This is a genomic window from Serratia symbiotica, assembly GCF_000821185.2.
Lineage (GTDB): Bacteria > Pseudomonadota > Gammaproteobacteria > Enterobacterales > Enterobacteriaceae > Serratia > Serratia symbiotica.
Window position 1 is genome coordinate 491,560 of sequence record NZ_CP050855.1, and the last position, 22,180, is coordinate 513,739.

Annotated in this window: 22 protein-coding genes and 1 tRNA gene; 14 read left to right on the plus strand and 9 right to left on the minus strand. The window is 50.2% G+C overall.

Annotated elements, in window-relative coordinates; genetic code table 11:
• Window positions 1-30: 30 nt before the first annotated feature.
• Window positions 31-942 carry a hypothetical protein gene (locus SYMBAF_RS02555; protein ID WP_040263392.1) on the plus strand — a complete coding sequence of 304 codons (912 nt, stop codon included), beginning with the start codon at window positions 31-33 and terminating at the stop codon, window positions 940-942.
• A gap of 873 nt (window positions 943-1,815) precedes the next feature.
• Here the strand turns inward: SYMBAF_RS02555 and xerC are convergent.
• The 4 genes from xerC to SYMBAF_RS02575 form a co-directional block, all read right to left on the minus strand.
• Window positions 1,816-2,817, minus strand: a complete 1,002-nt coding sequence (gene xerC, locus SYMBAF_RS02560) for a site-specific tyrosine recombinase XerC (RefSeq protein ID WP_082026834.1) — start codon at window positions 2,815-2,817, stop codon at window positions 1,816-1,818.
• Between the two features lie 365 nt (window positions 2,818-3,182).
• On the minus strand, window positions 3,183-3,407 hold the full coding sequence (locus SYMBAF_RS18275) for a hypothetical protein (RefSeq protein ID WP_160289771.1): 225 nt from the start codon (window positions 3,405-3,407) through the stop codon (window positions 3,183-3,185).
• 34 nt (window positions 3,408-3,441) lie between these two features.
• Window positions 3,442-3,825 (minus strand): hypothetical protein, encoded by a 384-nt coding sequence (locus SYMBAF_RS02570; RefSeq protein ID WP_040263390.1) that lies wholly within the window; start codon window positions 3,823-3,825, stop codon window positions 3,442-3,444.
• On the minus strand, window positions 3,826-4,110 hold the full coding sequence (locus SYMBAF_RS02575; RefSeq protein WP_226019916.1) for a hypothetical protein: 285 nt from the start codon (window positions 4,108-4,110) through the stop codon (window positions 3,826-3,828).
• A gap of 399 nt (window positions 4,111-4,509) precedes the next feature.
• On the opposite strand from SYMBAF_RS02575, the gene SYMBAF_RS02580 reads away from it, so the two are divergent.
• The 10 genes from SYMBAF_RS02580 to SYMBAF_RS02625 all read left to right on the plus strand — a co-directional run bounded on the left by SYMBAF_RS02580 (window position 4,510) and on the right by SYMBAF_RS02625 (window position 13,590).
• Window positions 4,510-5,910, plus strand: coding sequence for a site-specific integrase (locus tag SYMBAF_RS02580; protein ID WP_040263388.1), 1,401 nt, complete (start codon window positions 4,510-4,512; stop codon window positions 5,908-5,910).
• A complete protein-coding gene (locus SYMBAF_RS02585) occupies window positions 5,907-6,713 on the plus strand; it encodes a hypothetical protein (protein WP_040263386.1) in 807 nt (268 codons plus the stop codon). Before SYMBAF_RS02580 ends, SYMBAF_RS02585 begins: the two co-directional genes overlap by 4 nt.
• A 146-nt stretch (window positions 6,714-6,859) precedes the next feature.
• Window positions 6,860-7,054, plus strand: coding sequence for a helix-turn-helix domain-containing protein (locus tag SYMBAF_RS02590; RefSeq protein ID WP_040263384.1), 195 nt, complete (start codon window positions 6,860-6,862; stop codon window positions 7,052-7,054).
• Between the two features lie 62 nt (window positions 7,055-7,116).
• A complete protein-coding gene (locus tag SYMBAF_RS02595) occupies window positions 7,117-7,716 on the plus strand; it encodes a host cell division inhibitor Icd-like protein (RefSeq protein WP_237162921.1) in 600 nt (199 codons plus the stop codon).
• Window positions 7,709-7,921 carry a hypothetical protein gene (locus SYMBAF_RS02600; protein WP_040263382.1) on the plus strand — a complete coding sequence of 71 codons (213 nt, stop codon included), beginning with the start codon at window positions 7,709-7,711 and terminating at the stop codon, window positions 7,919-7,921. The genes SYMBAF_RS02595 and SYMBAF_RS02600 overlap by 8 nt, the downstream gene beginning before the upstream one ends.
• Entirely contained in the window at window positions 7,894-8,124 is a 231-nt protein-coding gene (locus SYMBAF_RS02605) for a hypothetical protein (protein ID WP_040263380.1), read from the plus strand. The genes SYMBAF_RS02600 and SYMBAF_RS02605 overlap by 28 nt, the downstream gene beginning before the upstream one ends.
• Window positions 8,125-8,179: 55 nt before the next feature.
• Window positions 8,180-8,536, plus strand: a complete 357-nt coding sequence (locus SYMBAF_RS02610) for a hypothetical protein (protein ID WP_040263378.1) — start codon at window positions 8,180-8,182, stop codon at window positions 8,534-8,536.
• A 63-nt stretch (window positions 8,537-8,599) separates the two neighbouring features.
• Window positions 8,600-11,266, plus strand: a complete 2,667-nt coding sequence (locus SYMBAF_RS02615; protein ID WP_040263375.1) for a DUF927 domain-containing protein — start codon at window positions 8,600-8,602, stop codon at window positions 11,264-11,266.
• A gap of 15 nt (window positions 11,267-11,281) precedes the next feature.
• Window positions 11,282-12,283 (plus strand): phage integrase, encoded by a 1,002-nt coding sequence (locus SYMBAF_RS02620; protein ID WP_040263373.1) that lies wholly within the window; start codon window positions 11,282-11,284, stop codon window positions 12,281-12,283.
• Window positions 12,284-13,395: 1,112 nt separating this feature from the next.
• The gene (locus SYMBAF_RS02625; RefSeq protein ID WP_082026831.1) at window positions 13,396-13,590 is read left to right on the plus strand and encodes an Ogr/Delta-like zinc finger protein; all 195 of its coding nucleotides are present in this window, start codon (window positions 13,396-13,398) and stop codon (window positions 13,588-13,590) included.
• A gap of 43 nt (window positions 13,591-13,633) precedes the next feature.
• On the opposite strand, the gene SYMBAF_RS02630 is transcribed toward SYMBAF_RS02625, so the two are convergent.
• Window positions 13,634-13,867 (minus strand): hypothetical protein, encoded by a 234-nt coding sequence (locus tag SYMBAF_RS02630; protein ID WP_040263370.1) that lies wholly within the window; start codon window positions 13,865-13,867, stop codon window positions 13,634-13,636.
• A 197-nt stretch (window positions 13,868-14,064) separates the two neighbouring features.
• Between SYMBAF_RS02630 and SYMBAF_RS02635 the strand changes: the two genes are divergently transcribed.
• Complete coding sequence (locus SYMBAF_RS02635) at window positions 14,065-14,787, plus strand: hypothetical protein (RefSeq protein WP_040263367.1); 723 nt, start codon at window positions 14,065-14,067, stop codon at window positions 14,785-14,787.
• A gap of 264 nt (window positions 14,788-15,051) precedes the next feature.
• Window positions 15,052-16,110, plus strand: coding sequence for a P2 family phage major capsid protein (locus SYMBAF_RS02640; protein WP_185899914.1), 1,059 nt, complete (start codon window positions 15,052-15,054; stop codon window positions 16,108-16,110).
• Between the two features lie 166 nt (window positions 16,111-16,276).
• On the opposite strand, the gene SYMBAF_RS02645 is transcribed toward SYMBAF_RS02640, so the two are convergent.
• The 4 genes from SYMBAF_RS02645 to rpsU all read right to left on the minus strand — a co-directional run bounded on the left by SYMBAF_RS02645 (window position 16,277) and on the right by rpsU (window position 20,828).
• Window positions 16,277-16,352 (minus strand) — tRNA-Ile (locus SYMBAF_RS02645).
• A 391-nt stretch (window positions 16,353-16,743) separates the two neighbouring features.
• Entirely contained in the window at window positions 16,744-18,582 is a 1,839-nt protein-coding gene (gene rpoD / locus SYMBAF_RS02650; protein WP_272899531.1) for an RNA polymerase sigma factor RpoD, read from the minus strand.
• Window positions 18,583-18,722: 140 nt separating this feature from the next.
• Entirely contained in the window at window positions 18,723-20,471 is a 1,749-nt protein-coding gene (dnaG, locus tag SYMBAF_RS02655; protein WP_040263359.1) for a DNA primase, read from the minus strand.
• A 141-nt stretch (window positions 20,472-20,612) separates the two neighbouring features.
• Window positions 20,613-20,828, minus strand: coding sequence for a 30S ribosomal protein S21 (gene rpsU, locus SYMBAF_RS02660; protein WP_001144069.1), 216 nt, complete (start codon window positions 20,826-20,828; stop codon window positions 20,613-20,615).
• 332 nt (window positions 20,829-21,160) lie between these two features.
• Here rpsU and tsaD point away from each other — a divergent pair, with 332 nt between their 5' ends.
• Complete coding sequence (gene tsaD, locus SYMBAF_RS02665) at window positions 21,161-22,174, plus strand: tRNA (adenosine(37)-N6)-threonylcarbamoyltransferase complex transferase subunit TsaD (RefSeq protein ID WP_185899915.1); 1,014 nt, start codon at window positions 21,161-21,163, stop codon at window positions 22,172-22,174.
• Window positions 22,175-22,180: the final 6 nt, after the last annotated feature.

The window sequence follows — 22,180 nt, forward strand, 5'->3', positions numbered from 1 at the left end:
CCCCTTTTTTTGTTTCTTCAGGTGGATAAAATGAAATCTATCAAGTGCGTCTTTTTGTTATGTGCCGCTTCCCTGATATCAGCCTGCGATATCCCTGCTGCTAAACAGGCACCCGGCGAGGCTACAGTGCAGGAGAATGCACCAATGCCAAAGGTAGGGACTTATTACGTTGACATGGCCGCGCTCCCACTGATCCAAAACACGGTCCGCCTTATGGCTCCGCAGCTTAAAGGGGATGTCGATATTGCTGCAATCCAGAAAATTTGCCTGCTTGCCCGTGGAGAGGTCACCAAAGCGGTAGTCAAAGAATCTTTAAAGCGTGATGGGATTAAGCTGGAATCTATCCCGCAGTCTGGCAGCAATATGTCACTGTTGATTAACGATGATAATAAAGGCAGGCAGACCCTGTGTGCCGCGTATATTGCTAACAACCTAAATTCTCCGCTCGATCGTACCCAGTTTATGGAGAAAAAAGCAGAAACCATTAGCAATAATAACAAGAAAAAAACCACGGTTTATAAAGAGCAGGTTAATCCAACCCAGCTTAGCGATACCCTGGCCACCAACATGGCGGTAGCCCGTGCTAATGCGGAAGTTTATGCGCTTATCGCCAGCCTGCTGCGCGATGAACCAGGGCTGTCGCCAGAACAGTATTCCGTAAAAGTAAAAAAAATGTTCAGCGAACTCTCGTCTTATTATCTCTTGCGTGTAAAACAATTATACTCGCCTGACACAAATGGCTACCTACTGACCGCTATCAATAAAGAAGGGGACTATGCCTTTTCTAGCAGTGGTGGCTACAGTTTTACACGTACTGATAACACAATTTTATTGTCATATCAGGGCGTAAACTGGTTGGGGAGGGGCAAGCTGTTGGGTTCGGATTACGTGCTCAAAGCAAAAATTTTCCCGGAAGAGGCGACAAAAAGTCTGGAAAAATAATATTTTCATTATTTATTTTTTTCTATAATATGTCGTTGAGTAGTTAGGTTCAAGAAAGGGGGAGTTATAAGCGTATTCAGTAGGTTAATTGCATTTACACTGCTTGCTGGTATTGCGGTATCTGCCACTGCATCACCAATTGACCTTATTCATTGCCAGAGTGATGAAATTTTGGCTAAGGATGGTGATGGCTGGGTGTGTGTTAAATTTGATGAATAATACCTTAAAAATTCAAATGATAAAGCCCACTAAATGAACTATACCCCATAAAATTGGACAGTTTGTGTTAAGCGATTAATGAGGTCAAAGTTCGGTATTCTACCGAACTTTGACCTTTTAGGTTGAGAAGGTCATCTTTACCAGATGACCGATGCAGTTTAACCCATCATTGAAAAAACGATTGACCGTACTCCATCTCTGGCACCTACTCAGGGCAGACAGAGCCGCTTTGCACAAAAAACTTGATGGTTAGGAATCTCAATAGCCGTATTTTGAGTATCCTAACCATAGACCATCGCGTGGTTCATTCCCAAATGGCGCGGCATAGCACAAGGTTATGCCTAAAAACGCCTGCTTTGATGTGTTTTTAATCAAAAACTTATTTTTTAGGCATAAATACACATTACCCCATGCTATCAAATGATAGTGAAATCCTACCATTCATGTCAGTCCTCTTACCGTTTTCAGCACTTTTGAAGTTAATAAACTCAACAATGAAATCAACGTAAATCCGGTTGACAAAGTAACGTATTTATAGACTTAAAATCATATAGTTACGTTTTTAACGTACATTTCCGTTCCATTGAGATTCCCCCCTAGATGAGCAACTGGTCACCCGACGTTTTCATCCTGGTTCCTCTATTGCTTAGCTGCCTAAACCATCTCCCAGTCCACAGTTTCTTCTTGTCTGTTTGGATGTGCGGTGGTGCCTGTTGTGTCCTTTTTTTCGCCTCTTTTCCCTGGACATCCAACTGTTCTCTGTATCCATCTCAGGTCCGCACCATTCTCCAGCATCTGCGTCGCCATCGCATGGCGGAACAGGTGGCAGCTCCCTTTGTCGATACCCGCCGCTCTCAGGTACGGCACCACGGCCATTGTGATACCGCTGGCCGTCAGACCTGTCAGACCGTCCATTGCCAGGAACAGCGCCTTACAGCCCGCTACCGCCAGCAGCTCTGGCCGCATATGATGCAGATAGCGGTTGAGCCACCACAGCGCCTGCTCTCCCACTGGCACGATGCGGTCTTCGTGTCCTTTTCCCTGCAAGATGGTCAGTATTTTCCGGCTGAAGTCCGCGCTGTATATCTCAAGGTTGGCCACCTCACCCCGCCGTATCCCCGTTGACCACAGCAGCTCCAGCAGCGCCCGGTCACGGATGCCCTGAAGCGTGGTCAGGTCGCACAGGCTGACGATGTCTTCCACCTGCTCCACGCTCAGGATGGCGCGCGGCAGGCGCTTCTCCAGCCTCGGCAACTCCAGGTCAACGGCCGGGTTCGCCAGGATAAGCCCCTGTTTCGCCATCCAGGAGAACCACACCTGAAGCGGTTGCAGCGTGGTCCGCTGGGTGCGCGTGCTTAACGGCTCACCGTCTTTCTTCCGGTACTGATACAGATGCCGCTGATACGTTTCCAGCACCGGGCGCGTGATGTCCCCGGCCTGATACAGTCCGCGCTCTGCCGCCCAGCAGATAAAGCGGTAGCTGTGATGCGTCTGTACCTTCAGCGTGGTCCCCGACCCGTTGCGTTCCCTGCGCCACTTCACGAACCGCAGCAGCAGCGCATACAGGCTCTTCGGATGGGAAGCCGGGCCGACCGGCGGGCGGTAGATTTCATCGACGGTAAGCAGGCGATTCGGAGAAGGTTTGCGATTGGCCATGATATTTGCTCCCTGCGTGGCTGGCAGTTAAGACGAGGATTCGGATAACGAGGGCGAAGGCGATGGGGTGTTTTCTTTTTCTTCCTGATTACTGTGTCTGGTGCAGATCCGACCGGTTTTGCCTCTGGGCCTTGTGCTGCCTGACCTGAAGCCGCTTTTCCGCTGGCCGACCGCCCCCCGACCTGACTCCGAAGTTGACCAAAGTTCGAGCTCGAGTGTGTGCAATGACCAGCACAACAGCTGAATTATCAGCTGTTGCTCGTTGGTGTTTGTTGGTGCGCAACGATCCTCTGCTTTCTAGGTTGGTTGGGTGAGGCTAATATATGACCAACCTCTAGTCTCACTAAGCTTGGTAAATTTTTACTTTATGAGTCAGTAGATGGCAGTACTGGCATACCTTGTGTGACGCCAGCTAACACCGCCACGACCTCGGTGCGGATTGGGTACGGCAGAACGGCGAGGTGATTGTCGGTGGCGACTGGATCATTGAGTCTGGGATCACCGATGCCGAACAACTGGAGAGCAACGCCACGCCCGGTGTGATTCGGTTGCAGCGGCGCGAAGTTGAGGGGGGTAAAGCATAAAAACAAAGATCCCTGCTTGATAGCCGGGATCTTTAATTAATTACCACCACTTGGGATAATCGTTAAACGCCTCGTATAACGTACGCATTGACTGATTAGTTAGCTTTTCCTTGCCCTGAACTGAAGTGACATAACCTTCCAGGTCTTCTTTGGAGCATGACCATTCGAGCCAACTTTGAGCCGGGTTTACTCGCAATTCAAAAAAGCCATTCATATCTTTAAGAACTGCTATATCCCCCCTTCGCATACTATCAATAAACGCATCAAAACACTGGCATTCTATCCATAACTGAGAGTTTACTTCGGAGCTATAGCTAAATTTTTCTACCCGGATAGTAATGCTAAACTTTAGTGATGGAACATGCTCATCAAGCTCCACAACATCCATCTTGATATTTATAGGACTACTAATTTCTATATCCATTTAATGGGATCCTAAGTAACGAGCATGAATAATTGTTGGTAACTCGCCAGCAGCACGAGGCGGCTTAATTTCCAACTGCCAGCCATCAACGGTGATCCTCTCACCGTACGGCATCTTATTTTTCGTTGCTGTATTTACAGCTGCCTGGAAACTTCTTAGCTCTTCCTGACTGGCAAGCTTTACAGCTTCAGGCGTCTGTGTCACAGCTTTTGATGCTGCATATTCTGCCATATGCTCGGTAGCATTTCCGTGGATCCATACTTTTTGACCATTCGGTAATGACATTTCAAAAGATTTTGGGATTACTGAACCTGGATATACTGGCTGAGTACCTTTAATCGAATCAAAAACAGTCCCGGCAATTCCTTACCTGACCCGATTCGTATAAAACAAGGAGTCAGACGATTTCTCATCCAACTCCTTGTTTTATTTGGTGGCCCCTGCTGGACTTGAACCAGCGACCAAGCGATTATGAGAAATAAATCAAGATTCTCACGGATAATTTATTTTTATAAAATATGATAAATTTCAGTATGTTAGTTGTTCTCTTTGTATGCCTGCAACTCACTGTTATTCACTTTAAACGCTATTCTAAGGTAGCCTAAGCGAATCCTGGCAACAGCCCTTACGCTGAGATTTCTCGCTTCCTGAGTCGTTCCGGCCTTCTCTGTAGGATACCTGACATTGGCAACATTCAAATTCACAAAAGCAAAACTTCATGATCTCCCCCCAGCCCCGCATGGTAAGCAGGTTGAATATCATGATAGCCAGGTTAAAGGGCTTAGAATCCGGGTCGGCTCCTCTGGGCTTAAGGTTTTTTGCGTAGTCAGGAAGGTCAAAGGGAAATTTTTCAGAACGGCGTTGGGTCGCTTTCCTGAAATCACTGTAGATCAAGCCAGAACCGCAGCTCTTGAGACGTTGGGGGGCATAGGTCTTACGGGTCGTAACCCGAATACGGTTAAGCGTGAGAATGACGCTGCTGATGTGATTTTGAGGGATGCCATGGAGTTGTATATCAAGACCAGAGGGCACCGCCTTAAAGAAAACACGGCGAACCAGTATCGCCGATTACTGAATAATTTTTCCGGTGACTGGCTGGGGCAACCTCTCGCGAATATTTCGCGGGATAGTGTATTCAACAGGCATAAAGCAATAACAGATGGCACCGCGTGGTTTGGTGAGGATCGTTCAACGCTCCGTTCCGGCGTTGGATGTGGTAGCAAGGCTCAGGCCGATTTGTGGGGGCGTGCGCTGCGAGCGATTCTTAATTTCGCTCATGACCATTACAGGAATGAGATGGGCCTAAAACTGTTACCAGAACCGCCAACGGTTGTTCTCAGTACTAAAAGGCAGTGGCATGGCCTGGCAAGGAAAAATACGCGCATCCGTAACCATGAGTTAGGGCGCTGGCTGAATGCTGTAGAAACCGTGAGAACAGAGTCCCTTGAGTGGCGTGATGATCATGCTGTGTCGGTGTGCGATGCGCTTGATATGGCTCTCTTTACCGGGTTGCGGCGAGGTGAGGTGTTTGGGCTTGAATGGGATAGGGTTAACCTTGAAGGTGGCTATTTCTGGATAGACAAAACAAAGAATGGCGATCCTCTTGAATTGCCCATAACGTCAACGCTGCAAGTTATATTTGAGCGGCGGCTTAAATTCCGTGTAGATAATAATCCTTATGTTTTCCCTGCGGCGCGTGGCGGTTTGATAACAGATCCCCGAAAAGTCATCACCAAAATTATCAGTAAAACAATATCTGATAAGGACAGAGAACAGAAGGAATTTAATTTTACTTGCCATGATGCAAGACGTACTTTCGCGACGCTAGCCGAACTTAGTGGCGTTGGTACATATATTTTGAAGCGGCTCATGAATCACCGCTCTGGAAGAACTTCCGATACAACACAAGGTTATATATCATTGCCAGTTGAAGAATTAATTGAGCCAGCAGGGAGAATTGAAAGCAAAATTCTGCATGAGGCTGGAATAAGAAGGAATTTTGCGGGGGCAAAAAACTTATTAAAAACTCTGTCTGAAGATGAAAAAGAATCCCTGCTTAATGAATTGTTGAAGGGGAAAGAATGAACATTTACAGTTTAGATGATTCTAAAAATAATGAACGTGATTTTATCAATCATACGATAAAGTTGATAATTCCCGAAATCGAGGCTTCAGGGCTTTTATCACCAAAGGTTATAAAAATTCTTAACGATGCCATTTCTTATTCTATTCCTAACAATGGGAATGCGTATGATATATTTGAGAGTCTTTTGGTTTGGATTGAAAGTGCGGCCTTAAAAGAAATAAAATTCAAAATACAGCGAGTTTCCTCTGTTATAAAAACAAATGACTCATCTGATCATTTGCCTGATTTTACCACTCTTTTAAGGGATGTTCAGGTTATGAGTAAAGAATACTCTGTTCCATTTAATGAGAGTGAGATGAATGCATTTTCTACAAGCCTTTACTTACGGACAACAGGTATGACTATACAAGCTGATAACCTGCTTACTGTCATTGTTAACGGTTTGGTAAGGCGAATTTATTTGGATTATTTCAAGGTTAGGTTTGGAAAGAATATATCATTACTTCTTTTATCACGTTCTTCTACTGACGAAGATCAATATTTTGAGTATCAACCGAAAGCTAAAAGAGGGCCAAGAAATAAGCATTACAGTGAGGTTGTTAGAATTGTTGAACTAACACTGGTGCCATATCCAGATATTTCAACCTATTCATTATCAAATAGGCTACATGTTCATCTTTCTAAACACCGTGATGCACCATCAATACAGACATTAAGGCGATGGGTTCAGGATATACGTGATGAAAATAATCAGATCCCACAAGAACCTTACACAAGACACTTTAAATTGATACATGAGTAACTAACTGATTTTATAGTGATCACTGGCTTAATGAGTATGCTTACTCATTGCTTGTGATCTTACTATTAGCCTTATGATTCTTTTGCCATTCTAATTTTCAATTTATCTTTTTCACGGTGTTAACCCGCTTACTTAAGGTGTGAAAGATGGAAGTGAAAGAAAGAATGACCCGTAAAGAAGCTGCTGACTATATCGGCGTAACTTCCGCAACAATGGCTAACTGGGCCTGCACTGGCAAAGTGAAGCTGCCTTTCTATAAAGCTGGCCTGAAAAAGGTCATCTATTTCAAGCATGATCTCGATGATTACATCGCATCCACCCGCCGTACTCAGGCACTCTAAATAAAAATCCCCCGGTGCAGCAACACAGGGGGATCTGGTGATATCACTTACGGAGATTGGTTATGCCAAAACAACTCAACCACAAGCATTGTATCTTTAATGCTCATAAAATCAATGTGATGTTATCATTTTCAAATAAAAATGATGCATTGTTATTGACGCAGAAGGCATTACGGCGCTATCGTCTTACCGTTGCCACTCAATGGGCAACCGGGCGTGGAAACCCGTATCAGTACAAGGCGACACCAGACGCCGATTGCGTCTTTTTTATTGTCGTTAAGTCAGTGCCACCATATTCAGCGGAGCAGATCCGCGCAGTATCAATGGTGGCGCTGGCAGGGCAGCTTTCGGGCTGGCCGGTCTCCTTGTACGCCGGTATTTCCACCCCTGTCAGCGTCACCACCAATCATGAGCGTGGAAACTCCGGTGGTGACTCCTTAATCAAGTACAAGGAGATCATCATTATGATGACAACCCCAACCCCGTTGTATCCCCAATTTGTTTGGCTTTTTCTCGCTGTTCGCCGTTCTGACGTGTTGTCTAAACCGCACCGTAGGGAAGTCACCGCCCCTGATTTCATGAGCGCACGATGCACGATAGCGCGTGATTTTGTCGCCTCATTTGCTGGTCGCCTGCCTGTTCGTGAGGTGACTCATGTTTAGAATCCTTATCACCCTAATTAATTACGAAGCTGCCGAACGGCGCGAACTGGTTCACGGTGGCCGCTATAAATCCCGCGAAGCTGCCTGGAAAGACGCACAGAAAATGGCGTATATCCATAAAAATGCCGTTGGCACTGTCACGCATGAATGCATGGTAAAAGTTATTGAGGTGAAAGCATGGCTGATATCTTCTGCGGAAAAGTAACCCGCAATAAAACGTTTCTGGTTTCCGGTTATGCGGTAACACCGAAGGGTTATACCCGCAGCGCAGAAGCAACTGTTGAAGCGCTAAATCGTGAAGACGCAATTATTCGGGCTGCAGCGCAATTACGTTGGGAAGGATTAACGTATTTTAAAGCGCTTAAGGTTCTGGAAATAACCGCGCCTGACACCAGTAAACTGCACTGATAATTCGGTAAATAAATTCATATTTTATATGACCCTGACGGGTCAGGGAGTCTTTATGTCTCAAAATACATTAAATGCGGATTCATACGTTAACAGCGAACTGTCATTGCTCCCAAATTATACCTGTTTTATGACGGAGAAAAGCAAGGACAGACTTGATATGTTTACGGATATTGTGGATTTGATGGCTATATTCCTGGGAGATACGGCACAAAATAAAGATGCGGATAGTGTAGATGCCAGAAGAATGCACAGCCTTTTTCAGGTGCTCAGTGAGGAGCTGGAACGCATCGAGTCAGGTATATTTATCACTGGAGGTATATTCTCTGAGTTTCAGGGCGTAACTGGCCTGCATATTATTGAACGCTATGGGGAAAATAAGGCTGAGGCACTACTGAAAGATAGTGACTGATATAACAATAAAAAAGCGCCGTAGTGAGCGGCGCTTAATGAATTTACTGAAAAAGGTTGCGGCATGAAGAATATCAAAGTGTCAGAAATTAGCAAGCAGTCTGTGGGGAAGTGGGATTACATTCTACAGCGCCTTGGCATAAAAATTCCCGAAAATGGGAAACACGGCCCCTGTCCTAAATGCGGAGGGAAAGATCGTTTCCGTTTTGATAATAAAGACGGGCGCGGAACGTGGTTCTGTAATCACTGTGGCAATGGTGATGGCATTGATATTGTGAAGCTGGTTTTTGATATTGATACCGTTCCCGCTGCGGCTCGCGTGGCTGAATGTCTGCCGTCCGTACCGGCTGTTACTGCCCCCGCCAGAAAAGATGCTGCAAAACAGACAACGGTGAACTGGCCTGCACTTCTGAGTCAGTCGGTGACAGGGGAAAGTCCCTATCTGGCAGGTAAAGGACTGGCCGGTCATGCGTCAAGACTGACAACCAGAGAACTGATGGCCGGTGGTGAAAAATACCCGTCAGGCTCCCTGATGCTGCCGGTTAAAAACACGGAGGGATACATAACCGGTATCCAGCTTATCAGCGGTAATGCCGTCAAGAACCTGATGAAAGGGTCTAAATATTCCGGCTGCTTTATTCCGGTTAGCGATTTTCCGGAAGGATCGCCCGAAAAAGTCGTTATTGCAGAGGGTTACGCTACGGCTGTTTCCGTTTCACTGCTCAGTGATGCGTGGCCGCTGGCGGCTCTGTCCAAAACTAACCTCAGGGCGGCGGCAGAGGCCGTGCGGGAAAAATGGCCTGAAACGCAGATCATTATTGCCGGTGACAATGATTTCATGGACGGCAAGCCCAATGAAGGGCGGGAAGTGGCAATCAAAGCTGCACTGGCCGTAAAAGGCTGGGTCAGTATTCCCCCCGGCAGGGCAAAGGCAGACTGGGACGATTACCGCCGTGATTTTGGCGTCCAGCGGGCGCGGGAAGCCTTTGCGGAAGAAATGTTTAATCCCGGAGATACGGAGACCCGCCTGCCTCCCGGCTTCAGGCTGACGAAAGAATTTCTGTGGTGCGAGCGTACCCATAATGACGGAAGTGAAAGCGGCCAGGTGAAACAGATAAAGATTTGCAGCCCGCTGAAAGTGACCGCCATTACCTGCGACGCAGACGGTGGTAATTTCGGGCGTCTGCTGGAGTGGGATGATTCCAACGGCTCCCGTCATGAGTGGGCCATGCCCATGACGGTACTTGCCGGAGCCGGGCAGGATTTGCGTGAGGTGTTACTTGAGAATGGTCTTCATTTTATCAGCGTGAACGGTACTGCGCGTGGGCTGTTGATGGAGTATATCGCTACCTGCCGCCCGGTACGTAAAGTGACCTGTGTAGAGAGGACGGGCTGGTACGGTGGCTCTTACGTGCTCAATGGCGAGGTGATTGGCGGCGAAGCCAGTTCGGTCATTTTTCAGGCCGCCCGGTCATCAAAAAATGATTTCAGGGTAAGTGGTGATACCCGCGAGTGGATGGAGCATGTAGGCCGTTACTGCGCCGGAAATTCCCGCCTGGTCTTTTGCGTCAGTCTGGCGTTTGCTGCTCCCCTGCTGACACTGCTGACACTGCTGGGAATCGGTGGGGGCGGATATCACCTCAAGGGGGAATCCACCGATGGTAAAACCACCACCATGAAGGTGGCCGCTTCCGTCTGTGGCGGGCCGGATTATTGGAAAACATGGCGGGCGACGGGAAACGCCCTGGAAGGTATCGCGCTGCGTCGTAATGACGCCGTGCTTATGCTCGACGAAATCAGCGAGGTTGACGGCAGGGAGGCGAGCCGTATCGCCTATATGCTGGGTAACGGTCAGGGCAAGGCAAGGGCGAGAGTGGACGGAAGCCCGCGCGAACAGGCGCAGTGGACGCTGTTGTTTCTTTCCACGGGGGAGGTATCCATAGCCGAACATGCAGCAGAAGCCGGGGAGCGTCGAACCGGTGCCGGGGTTGGGGTGCGAATGGTGCAAATCCCCAGCAACACGGGCCAGTTTGGTGCCTTTGAGGAGTTACATGGATTCAGCGGGGGCAAGGCGTTTGCTGAACATCTTGAGCAGGCGAGCAGGCAATATCATGGTGCGGTATTCCGCGACTGGCTGCGCTGGCTCACCGCCAACCTCAACACGGTAACGGAGCGGGCCAGAGCCTTACGCAAAAAATATGAGCGAACGCTTCTTCCTGAAAATGCCGGTAATCAGGTGGGTCGTGTGGTTGATCGTTTTGCCCTGCTGGCCGTTGCCGGTGAACTTGCAACCGAAGCCGGTATCACCGGATGGGAACCCGGTGAGGCTGAGAATGCGGCCAGGAAGTGCCTTGATGCATGGATACAAGATCGTGGGCATACCGCCAACCAGGAAGATGCTGATGCCATGGAGAAAGTACGGCGGTTTATCACCGGTAATCAGTACACCCGGTTTGCCGAATGGACAGAAGAAAACCGCCCGGCAAACATGGTGGGCTTTCGCCGGGTTATTAAAGGGGATAACAGCAAAGAACCCAAAACCACGTACTACGTTCTCCCCAGCGGCTGGAAAGAAATTTGTGGTACGTCCGATACAGCCAAAACCGCCCGTTTATGCAATGAAGCGGGCTGGCTGGATACCGGTGATGAAGGGCGTTTCCAGAGAAAGGTAAGGCTCCCTGAGATTGGCTCCAAATGGGTATATGTGTTCAAAAGCGATGTTGTCGGATGATGAAGGAAGTGGCTCATGTCGATAAAAAGGCTAAATGATGGGCGTTATGAGGTGGATATTAGGCCGCAGGGTGTTGAAGGTAAGAGGATCCGGCGCAAGTTCAGCAGCAAGGGGGAGGCATCTATTTTTGTGCGTCACATACTGGTCAACTATCACAATAAGGATTGGCTGGAAAAGCCGCCAGACCGGCGAAAACTTACTGAATTATTAGCGCGTTGGTGGGTATTTCACGGTAAGAGCCATCATCATGGAGAGGTAGAACGACAAAGACTTACAAGTATTATCGCTAATTTGGCGGAAATGGGTATCAAGCGAGCCGACCAACTGACACGCAAGGCTATCATGAACTATCGGGTGATGATGCTCGATCGCGGACTGAAACCATCAAGCGTGAATCGCCAGTGCGCGATTATGAGCGGTATGCTCACCAAACTGATCAACGCCGAAGAATATCAGAACCCCAACCCGTTCCATGAGGTGAAAGCGTTCAAGGAAGCAGAAACCGATATGACTTTCCTGTCAGCCGACGAAATGGAGTCATTACTGTCGCGGCTTGGTGGCGATGATTTAAAAGCAGTGATGCTATGCCTTGCGACAGGTGGCCGATGGAACGAGGTTGCCAGTCTGAAAGGGGAGCACGTGATCGGTGGAAAGGTGATATTTATGAAGACCAAGAATGGCAAACGCCGGGCTGTTCCAATCGATACCGCACTGGAAGCGGAAGTGAAAACCAGGGCAACGGGGCGTCTTTTCTATCCGAGTTATATGAATGCCCGTGCCGTTCTTAAAGAAATCAAGCCCGATCTTCCCAATGGCCAAGCGCTGCATGTGCTACGACACACGTTCGCTACGCACTTCATGATGAACGGAGGGAACATTATCACCTTGCAACGTATCCTCGGGCACGCAACGATCCAGCAAACTATGGTGTATGCGCATTTTGCACCAGAGTTTTTACAAGATGCCGTCAGGTTTAACCCACTGACGGGCGCGGGGCGGTACGGTAAGAAGCCTTAATCCGGTGAATGAACGGAATCTATTTTTCGACAGGCTTGCGCGGTGCGCTGGCCTGTTTTGTTTCCTGCAGCACTGCCAGAACTGGTGGTGCCAGATACCGGCAGGCAGGGTTATTTATGACCGTGCTGGCCATTAAGCCGGTTTCCCATTGATAGGCATACCCTTCCAGAATAAAAGCATATCGCGCGAGTATTATATTTTGGTGGGAACAGTGGGAACAGTGGGAACACGATTGATTTAAAAGACTTTATTCTGTTCCCATTGCCTGTACCCAGGTGGGAACAGTGGGAAAATGATTATAATCAATGGGTTATAAGCATGTTGTTATCTTTGTTCCCACTGGTCGATACGGGTGGGAACAGAAATATTCCCTATATATCAACGTTGTTCCCACTGTTCCCACCGTTTTTGACAGTAAAGGAAAATAAAAAGCAAAAATCAGGCTTTTAATGAGGTGTTGATAGATTTTGCCTGTTGCTCAGTTGCTCAGTTGCTTTTCCCCTTCTCAGAGTCGTAAAGCCTCTTTTTCTGGCTGGCGTGCCTTTTCCTGTTCACCATCAGGGGCGTTTTGTCTGTATAACACCCGATCCCGCTGGTGCGTTTTCCTGCATTTTTAAGCCTGTTTTATCGGTTTTCGTGACTGCACAATAGTGCACAAATTTGCACAATTTTTTTGATGGTGTTTATGCCCTTTCCGCCCGCTGCTGGCGCTGGCTGAGGCCGGATCGCCAGATGCACGAAAAATGAAGCAAATGTCGCGCGCAGGTGACGGGGGAACAGCCCACGCGACGGGGCGCGGGACGGTGAGCCAGTAATATTTTGCCGTCAGAATCAATGTACGTGTTGTGGGGCACATTTCAGAACGGGGATCATGCGCGGAGCAGGATTGAGGCTGCGCCCCTCACAGTGGCTTACACGCGCTGAATGAAGATGAAATTATTTTTCCACAGACTGCCCGCAGGCTGAGGAACCTCCCTGCACGGGGCGTGTGGGCTGGTGAATAATTTTGAATGGATTGCTGCAAAGATTTTTATTGCAGGCCGGATGTTGTTGTCATGCCCTGCCTGAATCATAATATCGGCGAGTTCAACTCCCACAGGGGAGCTATCATCATGTTTCGTTGTCCCTTCTGCGGCGCTATGGCCCGCACCCGTACCAGTCGCCGCCTGAGCGATCACACCATACGCCAGTATCATCAGTGCCAGAATCTGGAATGTAGTGAGAGCTTTACCACACTGAACGCCTTTGAACGCCGGGTCAGTAGTCGTGACGCACCGGCGATGCTTCCGCCTGCGGCGGGAGATTGAAGCGTCAATGTGTGCTGTTCCCCCGCCCGTTCCGGGCGGGGTGTTATCCTTCCCTCGCATTACCTGCCAGCACGTCATTTATCAGGGTATCCAGACTCTGATAACGGCCCGCACTGCTGTTTACCGCCTGCTCCATGCCCTGCCGGGCCAGTCTTATCACACACCCTGAATAGCTGAGCGAATGCTGTTCGCACAGCCTGCGGATCTGTTCGTCCAGTTCGTGGGGGACTCTGACCGCACGCAGTACGGATTTACCGTTTCTTGCCGGGCTGTACATGATTTTCCTGCCTTTGTCAGTGCTCTGTGTCCGGCATTATCCGGTGATTATTTTGCCCTGTTATACAGTTTCGGGTCTTGCCTGCGGCTGACAACAAAAGCGCCGCGACATCCCTTCTGATTCTGGTGAACCATAAAGGCCATACCGGCAGGCAGAGTGCGTGCCGTGGTAACTGTATTACATCAGGAATCAGGACTATGAAAATGACACCCGAACTTACCCGACTGGCAGAGAACGCCGCGACAGTGCGCCTCGAATTTGACGAGGCATATGGCCTGCTGCAAGCGAAACAGGCCACCGTGCAAAACCTGCTGGATACCCGTCAAAAGCTGGAGGAAGAAGCGGGCAGGCAGTCTGACGGATGGGAGCAGAGTCTGCTGGCGTCCGGTGGCGTTGAATGTGAAGACTCAGACAAAGCCACGCTGCTTGCCAGCCTGGCAAAAGATAAGCTGGGGCGTATCTCCCCGCTGATTGATGCGGCCCGCGTGGAAGTGCTTAAGCTGCGCTATGACGCGGCTGATAAGGCCAGACGCTATGATTTTGCCTGGCGTGAACTGAGTACCGCGCTCATTCAGCCGGAGTGTGAAGCCCTGCTGAACAGCCTGCGCGACTCGCTGGTGATTGTGCGCGGTCTGTTTGCGCTTTCCCCGCTCCCCGCTCATGACTTTGATAACCTGCTTGGCTCGCTGGTCAGGGATATCACCCGCGAGAATAACCTCACCCCCGCCCGCGACTATCTGGCTGCGGTGGCAGACGACAGCGAAAATGCGCTTCATCTCTGGCCGGGTTCATTCCCGGAAAACATGCGTAACATCATGCGCCGCTCTCCGTCTGGCGCACAGATGGCGATGGCACGTAATGACCCGGAGAAGATGCGTGCGCTTGCCGATGGCCGCGAGCCGTGCAAGGGCATGGGCTGATAACTGAGAGGATAATGTTATGGACTTTGCAACACGTATCCGGGCGCTCATTCAGCGTAACAAGCAGTTTGCGAGCGGTGCCTCACCGAAGGACAAAATTCTGATGGAGCAGGAAAATAAGAAGCTGGAAGCCGAACTTCACGGACGGCATGACGGCGGGCACTCAGGGCAGCGGTTTTCTGCGGGCGAGGGGGTAATTCTTCAGATCCTAATATTTTCCTGCCCGGGCCTTCTGGTAACAATGAGGCTCTGCCGCAGCCGGTCATGCTGGCCGGTGAGAGGCCCCGCGCAATGGCGACGGTTGTCACGCGCGTTATTGAAGCTCTGACTAACGAAGAAAGCGGTTCAATCGATCTTACGTCAGGCTTTGTGTCAATCAATCACAGTAATACCAACCCGTCCCCGGTGCAGTCCGGGGCGCTGGCGGCGAACTACAGCGCGGAATTTCTGACCCGGATTAACGTCACCCCCGTGAAAGACGCCGAAGGGGAAAGCGTTATGGTGGGGTCAGGCGGATCGCTGGCCTACGTCAGCAATGGCAGTACGCGCCGGAATCCACAGGCCGGGGCTGCACTGAAACCCCACCGCTACCAGTGCCAGAAGGTCAACTTTGACACCTGTATTTCATATGACGAACTGGATGCGTGGACGCATCTTGAAAATTACCCGGAACTGGCTAAGGCGGCAGTTGATCAACAGCGCAACCTCGATCGCCTGTTAATCGGTTTTAACGGTACGCACTACGCCTATCTGTCCAGTCCTGAAAAGTATCCGAAGCGTCAGGATTGCGGCGTGGGCTGGCTAGAGAAGTACCGTCAGGAAGCGCCGGAGAGGGTTATCAGCGGGCTTTCAGTTGCAGGACGCAATGAAGACGGGCGGATCATCTCGCACGGCGATTACGGCACCGTTGACGCCCTTGTACTGGATGGCTGGCAATCGGCCATTACTCAGCAATACCGTATGGATCTGGTATCGGTATGCAGCATGAATACACTTTTCAACAAGGAGTATCCGCTTGTGAATGCCGTGGCACCCAATCAGTCGAACAAGGAAATGCTGGTCAATCAGATCCTGCTGAATAACCCGACGCTGGGCGGACTTCCCGCCGTTCCTGTGCCGCATTTCCCGGATAACGCGGTACTGGTTACATCCTTGCGAAATCTTTCCCTGTATTTCCTGAAAGGAGGCGGCAGGACGTTTGCGAAGAATGAGCCGGAATTTAATCGCCTGGCGGTTTATGAGTCGTGGAATGAAGCCTATATGGTGGAAAGATACGAGGCCGGTTGCCTGATTGATGAAATTAAATGGAATAGTGGTGATTGAAAATTGCGCAGTTGACCACGGGCTGGCGATTCAGGGCTGATTCATGAGTGCAAATTAGTTGATTTTTATAGTGATAAATCACTTTGATATCAACACAGAAGTAGCCTATAGGTAGCCTAGGAAACACGAAGGGGGTGCGATTTTTATCGTAACCCCTTGTTTTATTTGGTGGCCCCTACTGGACTTGAACCAGTGACCAAGCGATTATGAGTCGCCTGCTCTAACCACTGAGCTAAGGGGCCGGGCGGCGGGATTATACGGTAATGCTTCGGCTAAAGTCTACCGTTGCCTACTCGTATGTTGCTTTTCTGCTCAACCCTAGCCTGTTGTTATTGCTGGTGGATTTTTTGATGACCGCTGTAAATTCTTTTAGTGGACGCCCGCTGCCCGTCAAGCTCCTGATGTCTAACCTGCATGGGGTGTTTGGCACAAATTGTTTTCATCTTGAAAGTACTCGGCAGATAACGCCTGGGTAAGCGAGGCTGCAGATATGTGCCAGCAAGGCATTCTGTATGGGCAAGCATAGAGAGAAGATCTCACTTAATTGGTGCGCAAAGTCGTTCACCTCTCTCTATACCTATCCCGTTTTCTGGAAACCAAATCGGAGTTTTTTATTTTCGCTGACAATGAGCCTTAGTCGTCGAGAAAGCTGCGTAGTACTTCGGAACGACTTGGGTGACGCAGCTTACGCAGCGCCTTAGCTTCGATCTGCCGAATACGCTCACGGGTAACGTCAAACTGTTTGCCCACTTCTTCCAGCGTATGGTCAGTGTTCATATCGATGCCGAACCGCATACGCAGTACTTTCGCTTCACGCGCGGTTAAACCAGCCAGTACGTCGTGCGTGGCAGAACGCAGGCTTTCCGAGGTCGCAGAATCCAGTGGTAGTTCGAGGGTAGTATCCTCGATAAAATCGCCCAGGTGTGAATCTTCATCATCACCGATCGGCGTTTCCATGGAGATAGGCTCTTTAGCGATCTTCAGCACTTTACGGATTTTATCTTCCGGCATCAACATACGCTCGGCCAGCTCTTCCGGCATCGGTTCACGGCCCATCTCTTGTAGCATCTGACGCGAGATACGGTTGAGCTTGTTGATAGTCTCAATCATATGCACCGGAATACGGATGGTACGCGCCTGGTCGGCGATAGAACGGGTGATAGCCTGACGTATCCACCAAGTGGCGTAAGTAGAGAACTTGTAACCACGACGGTATTCAAACTTATCTACTGCTTTCATCAGGCCGATATTGCCTTCCTGGATCAGATCCAGAAATTGCAAGCCACGGTTGGTGTATTTCTTGGCGATGGAAATAACCAGACGCAGGTTGGCTTCAACCATCTCTTTTTTCGCGCGGCGGGCTTTCGCTTCACCGATCGACATGCGGCGGTTGATATCTTTCACCTGCTCAATGGTCAGGCCGGTTTCTACTTCGATTTGATGCAGTTTTTGCAGGCTACGCTGTACGTCTTCCGCGACGTCTTTCAGCTTCTCCGACCACGGCTTAGTCATTGCCTGCGCCTTTTCGAACCAGACATCGGAGGTCTCGTTGCCAGCAAACAAGGTGACGAAGTTTTTCTTCGGCATTTTACACTGTTCAACGCACAACTTCATGATGGTGCGTTCCTGCGTACGGACGCGATCCATCATGGCGCGCATGCTGTTGACCAGGAAGTCGAACTGTTTCGGTACCAAGCGGAACTGCTTGAATACTTCGGACAGTTTCAGGATCTCTTCTGCTGCGCTGGCGTGACTACGGCTGTTCTTTCTGATAACCAGGCGAGTCGTTTCGTACTGATCGCGCAAGTCAGCAAATTTCTGGCGCGCCAGTTCTGGATCGATGCTGTTGTCATCTTCAGCGTCGTCGTCGTCTTCGTCGTCCTGCTCTTCGGTCGATAGTTCAGAACCAATGTGTGTAGCGGTAGGGGCGATGTCCTCTTCCGCATCTGGATCGACAAAGCCGGTGATCAGATCAGATAGGCGAGCTTCACCCGCCTCGACGCGATCGTACTGCTCCAGCAGGTAGGTAATGGCTTCTGGATATTCAGCAACGGAACACTGCACCTGGTTGATGCCGTCTTCAATGCGCTTGGCAATATCGATTTCGCCCTCGCGCGTCAGCAACTCCACGGTACCCATTTCGCGCATGTACATGCGCACTGGATCAGTAGTGCGGCCAATTTCAGACTCAACGCTAGACAGCACCTGAGCAGCAGCTTCCGCTGCGTCTTCATCGGTATCGGTGGTGTTCTCGGCCAGCATTAGATCATCGGCATCCGGTGCTTCTTCCATCACCTGGATGCCCATGTCGTTGATCATCTGGATGATGTCTTCGATCTGGTCGGAGTCGACGATATCTTCCGGCAGATGGTCATTGACCTCAGCATAGGTCAGATAGCCTTGCTCCTTACCACGGGTGACAAGCAGCTTTAGCTGTGACTGCGGGTTTTGCTCCATAAGACGGTTCCACACTTCAGAGTATTTGGGTTGGTGTCGGTCGGCGAAACCGCCAACAATAGCATTTGGGGTATTTTTGTTATTGCCGCGCCCCACTATGGCGGCATATTGCAGGGCTATGCCCTCGCATTTATCAGCACTTAAGCCGTTGGTGTTCAGTTTTTCTTCGCTAAGATCTGGTTAAGTGAACGTACTTCTTCGCGTTCTTCCTGGCTCAGTCCATGGGTTCTAGCTTGTGCGATCAGCGCCTCCAGCCGCTGTTCCAATACTGAGTCATACAGGCTAGCTAACGTATCCAAAAAGGTTTGCTCCACCCTGTCATCAACGATCATATGGTTCCATGTCGCCAAGGTTTCAAGCTGCTGGCTTAATTTGTTATCGCGATACAGTTCTAACAATTGCCCAGTGGTCAACCCCGGCTGCGCCAAACAGGTCTGTACCAGTTCGACAAACAGCGGCAACCCCGCCTGTTTAGTTTGCTCCAATCCTTCAAGCGAAGGAATAAGTGTAGCCAGCCGTGGGTTTTGCACCAGTAACCCTATCAGTATACGCATGGTTGTGCGTTTTAGTTGAGGTGCCTGGTAAGGGCTTGCATTTTCAACCTGCTTACTTAGCAACTTCTCCAGTTGGAATTCATCAGGCATGCCTAATTTTTGACCCAGTTGTTGTCGTAAATACAGACGCAATGTTTCACTGGGTATTTGGCTTATCATCGGAATTGCCAACGAACTCAGCTTGGTTCGCCCATCCGGGCTGCTCAGATCCACTTGTGGCATCAAAGTTTCAAACAAGAAAGTGGAAAGTGGCTGTGCCAGTTCCATCCGTTGTTCGAAAACTGTCTTGCCCTCTTTGCGCACCAGCGTGTCCGGGTCTTCGCCATCGGGCAAAAACATGAACCGCAACTGCCGCCCATCGTTCAGATAAGGCAGCGTGGTTTCCAGCGCCCGCCAGGCCGCTTCACGGCCAGCTCGGTCGCCATCGTAGCAACAGATAACGTTATCGGTGGCACGGAACAGCAGTTGAATATGTTCAGCCGTCGTTGAGGTTCCAAGTGAGGCGACCGCATAATCGATACCGTACTGTGCCAACGCCACCACATCCATATAGCCTTCCACTACCAGCACCCGTTGCAGGGTAGGATGGCTCTGCTGCGCTTCATACAGGCCGTACAATTGCCGACCCTTGTGAAATATTTCGGTTTCCGGCGAGTTCAAGTATTTCGGCATGCCATCACCTACCACGCGTCCGCCAAAGGCGATCACCCGCCCACGCTTATCACGGATAGGGAACATCACGCGCTCACGGAAACGATCATACGATCGCCCCTGATCGTTAGTCACCAACATGCCAGCATCGTTCAAAGCGCTGCGCGCATCATTGTCGCGACCAAAGCGCTTCAGTGCGATATCCCATCCTGCTGGGGAAAAGCCGATGGCGAAATGGCGGATAACGTCATCACTCAACCCACGCTGTTGCAGGTAGTTGCGCGCCAACGTGCCAGCGGGCTGATGCAGTGACTGCTGATAGAATGCGCTGAGTTGTTCCATCAGTTGATACAGGCTTTGCCGCTGATGGCGTTCGATTTGGGTCAGCCCGGTACCTGCCTCGTAGGGCACTTCCAGCCCGTGCATGGTCGCCAGTTCTTCGATGGTTTCGACAAACTCAAGCCTGTCGTAATTCATCAAGAAATCGACAGCGTTACCGTGCGCACCACACCCAAAACAGTAATAAAACTGCTTTTCGCCATTAACGGTAAAAGAAGGCGTCTTTTCATGGTGGAACGGACAACACGCATGATAGTTTTTGCCTTGCTTTTTCAGCTTCACACGTGCGTCGATCAGATCGACGATGTCAGTGCGAGCCAGCAAGTCATTGATAAATACGCGCGGAATTCGTCCAGCCATAAGCCCTACTTCACTAGCCTATAAACGAGAACAAGCCGCGCATTCCTTTCGGAAATGCACGGCCTTCGTATGCAACTACTCAGTCTGCGCGATGTTGAAAATCAGAAACTCACGCGGCGGGATAACGATATCCCCGAAGAATCAATACAGACGAGTGCGGCGTGCGTTTTCGCGAGCCAGTTTCTTCGCGTGACGTTTCACAGCAGAAGCTTTAGCGCGCTTACGTTCGGTAGTCGGTTTCTCATAGAACTCACGACGACGAACCTCAGCTAAAACACCCGCTTTCTCGCAAGAGCGTTTGAAACGACGCAAAGCAACATCAAATGGCTCGTTTTCACGTACTTTAATTACCGGCATGTGCCTCTCACCTCGATAAAATTCGGTTTGCTGCTGACCAAGCGCCAGCCTTCTTAAAATGGTGCGAAATTCTACTTCAACGGATACTGCTTTGTAAAGCACCACAGAAAATTGAATACTGCGCCGCTGTGCTAAAACACGCGCAATTTTGCATCGGGCGCTGATTATAGACCTATCAGAAAAAAATGCGCGTTTTTAATCAAACCGGCATGTATCTCATATCGCAGGGATCATCACCAAGAGTGTGTGCTGGCGGCAGGATACACGGGGCTGGCGGTAAATGGTGACGTTTGTGGTAGACTGGCAGTTGCATGTGAATGGTGGAAAATGTAATGCGAGTACTGGGTATAGAAACATCCTGCGATGAAACCGGAATTGCAGTGTATGACCAACAAGCCGGTTTATTGGCTAACCAATTATACAGTCAGGTGAAGCTGCATGCCGACTACGGCGGCGTGGTGCCGGAACTGGCCTCCCGAGATCATGTGCGCAAAACCGTGCCGCTGATCCAGGCGGCGCTAAAGGAAGCTAACCTGTCCGCAGCCGATATCAACGGCGTTGCCTATACTGCCGGGCCAGGCCTAGTGGGGGCGCTACTGGTTGGAGCCTCCGTAGGCCGCGCGTTGGCTTTCGCCTGGAATGTGCCAGCGGTGCCAGTACACCATATGGAAGGCCACCTGTTGGCACCGATGTTGGAAGACAACCCACCCGCTTTCCCTTTTGTCGCGCTGTTGGTCTCAGGGGGCCATACCCAATTGATCAGCGTTACTGGCATAGGTAAATACGAACTGCTGGGCGAATCGATCGACGACGCTGCTGGCGAGGCATTCGATAAAACCGCCAAACTACTTGGGTTGGATTATCCCGGTGGGCCGATGCTGTCAAAGATGGCACAGCAGGGGGGGGCAGATCGCTTTACCTTCCCACGGCCGATGACCGATCGTCCGGGGTTAGACTTCAGCTTCTCTGGGCTGAAAACCTTCGCTGCCAACACCATTCGATCCAACGGTGGCGACGATCAGACGTGCGCCGACATCGCCCGCGCTTTTGAGGACGCCGTGGTGGATACGTTGGCAATCAAATGCAAACGCGCATTGGAGCAAACCGGTTTCAAAAACTTAGTGATGGCTGGCGGTGTCAGCGCCAACCGCACGTTGCGCACCAAACTGGCGGCGATGATGCAAAAACGCGGTGCAGAGGTGTTCTATGCCCGCCCACAATTTTGTACCGACAACGGTGCGATGATCGCCTATGCCGGCATGGTGCGGTTGAAAAGCGGTGCTGACCAGGAACTGAGCGTTTCGGTACGGCCACGCTGGCCGTTGGCGGAACTACCCGCTGTGTAAAGCAAA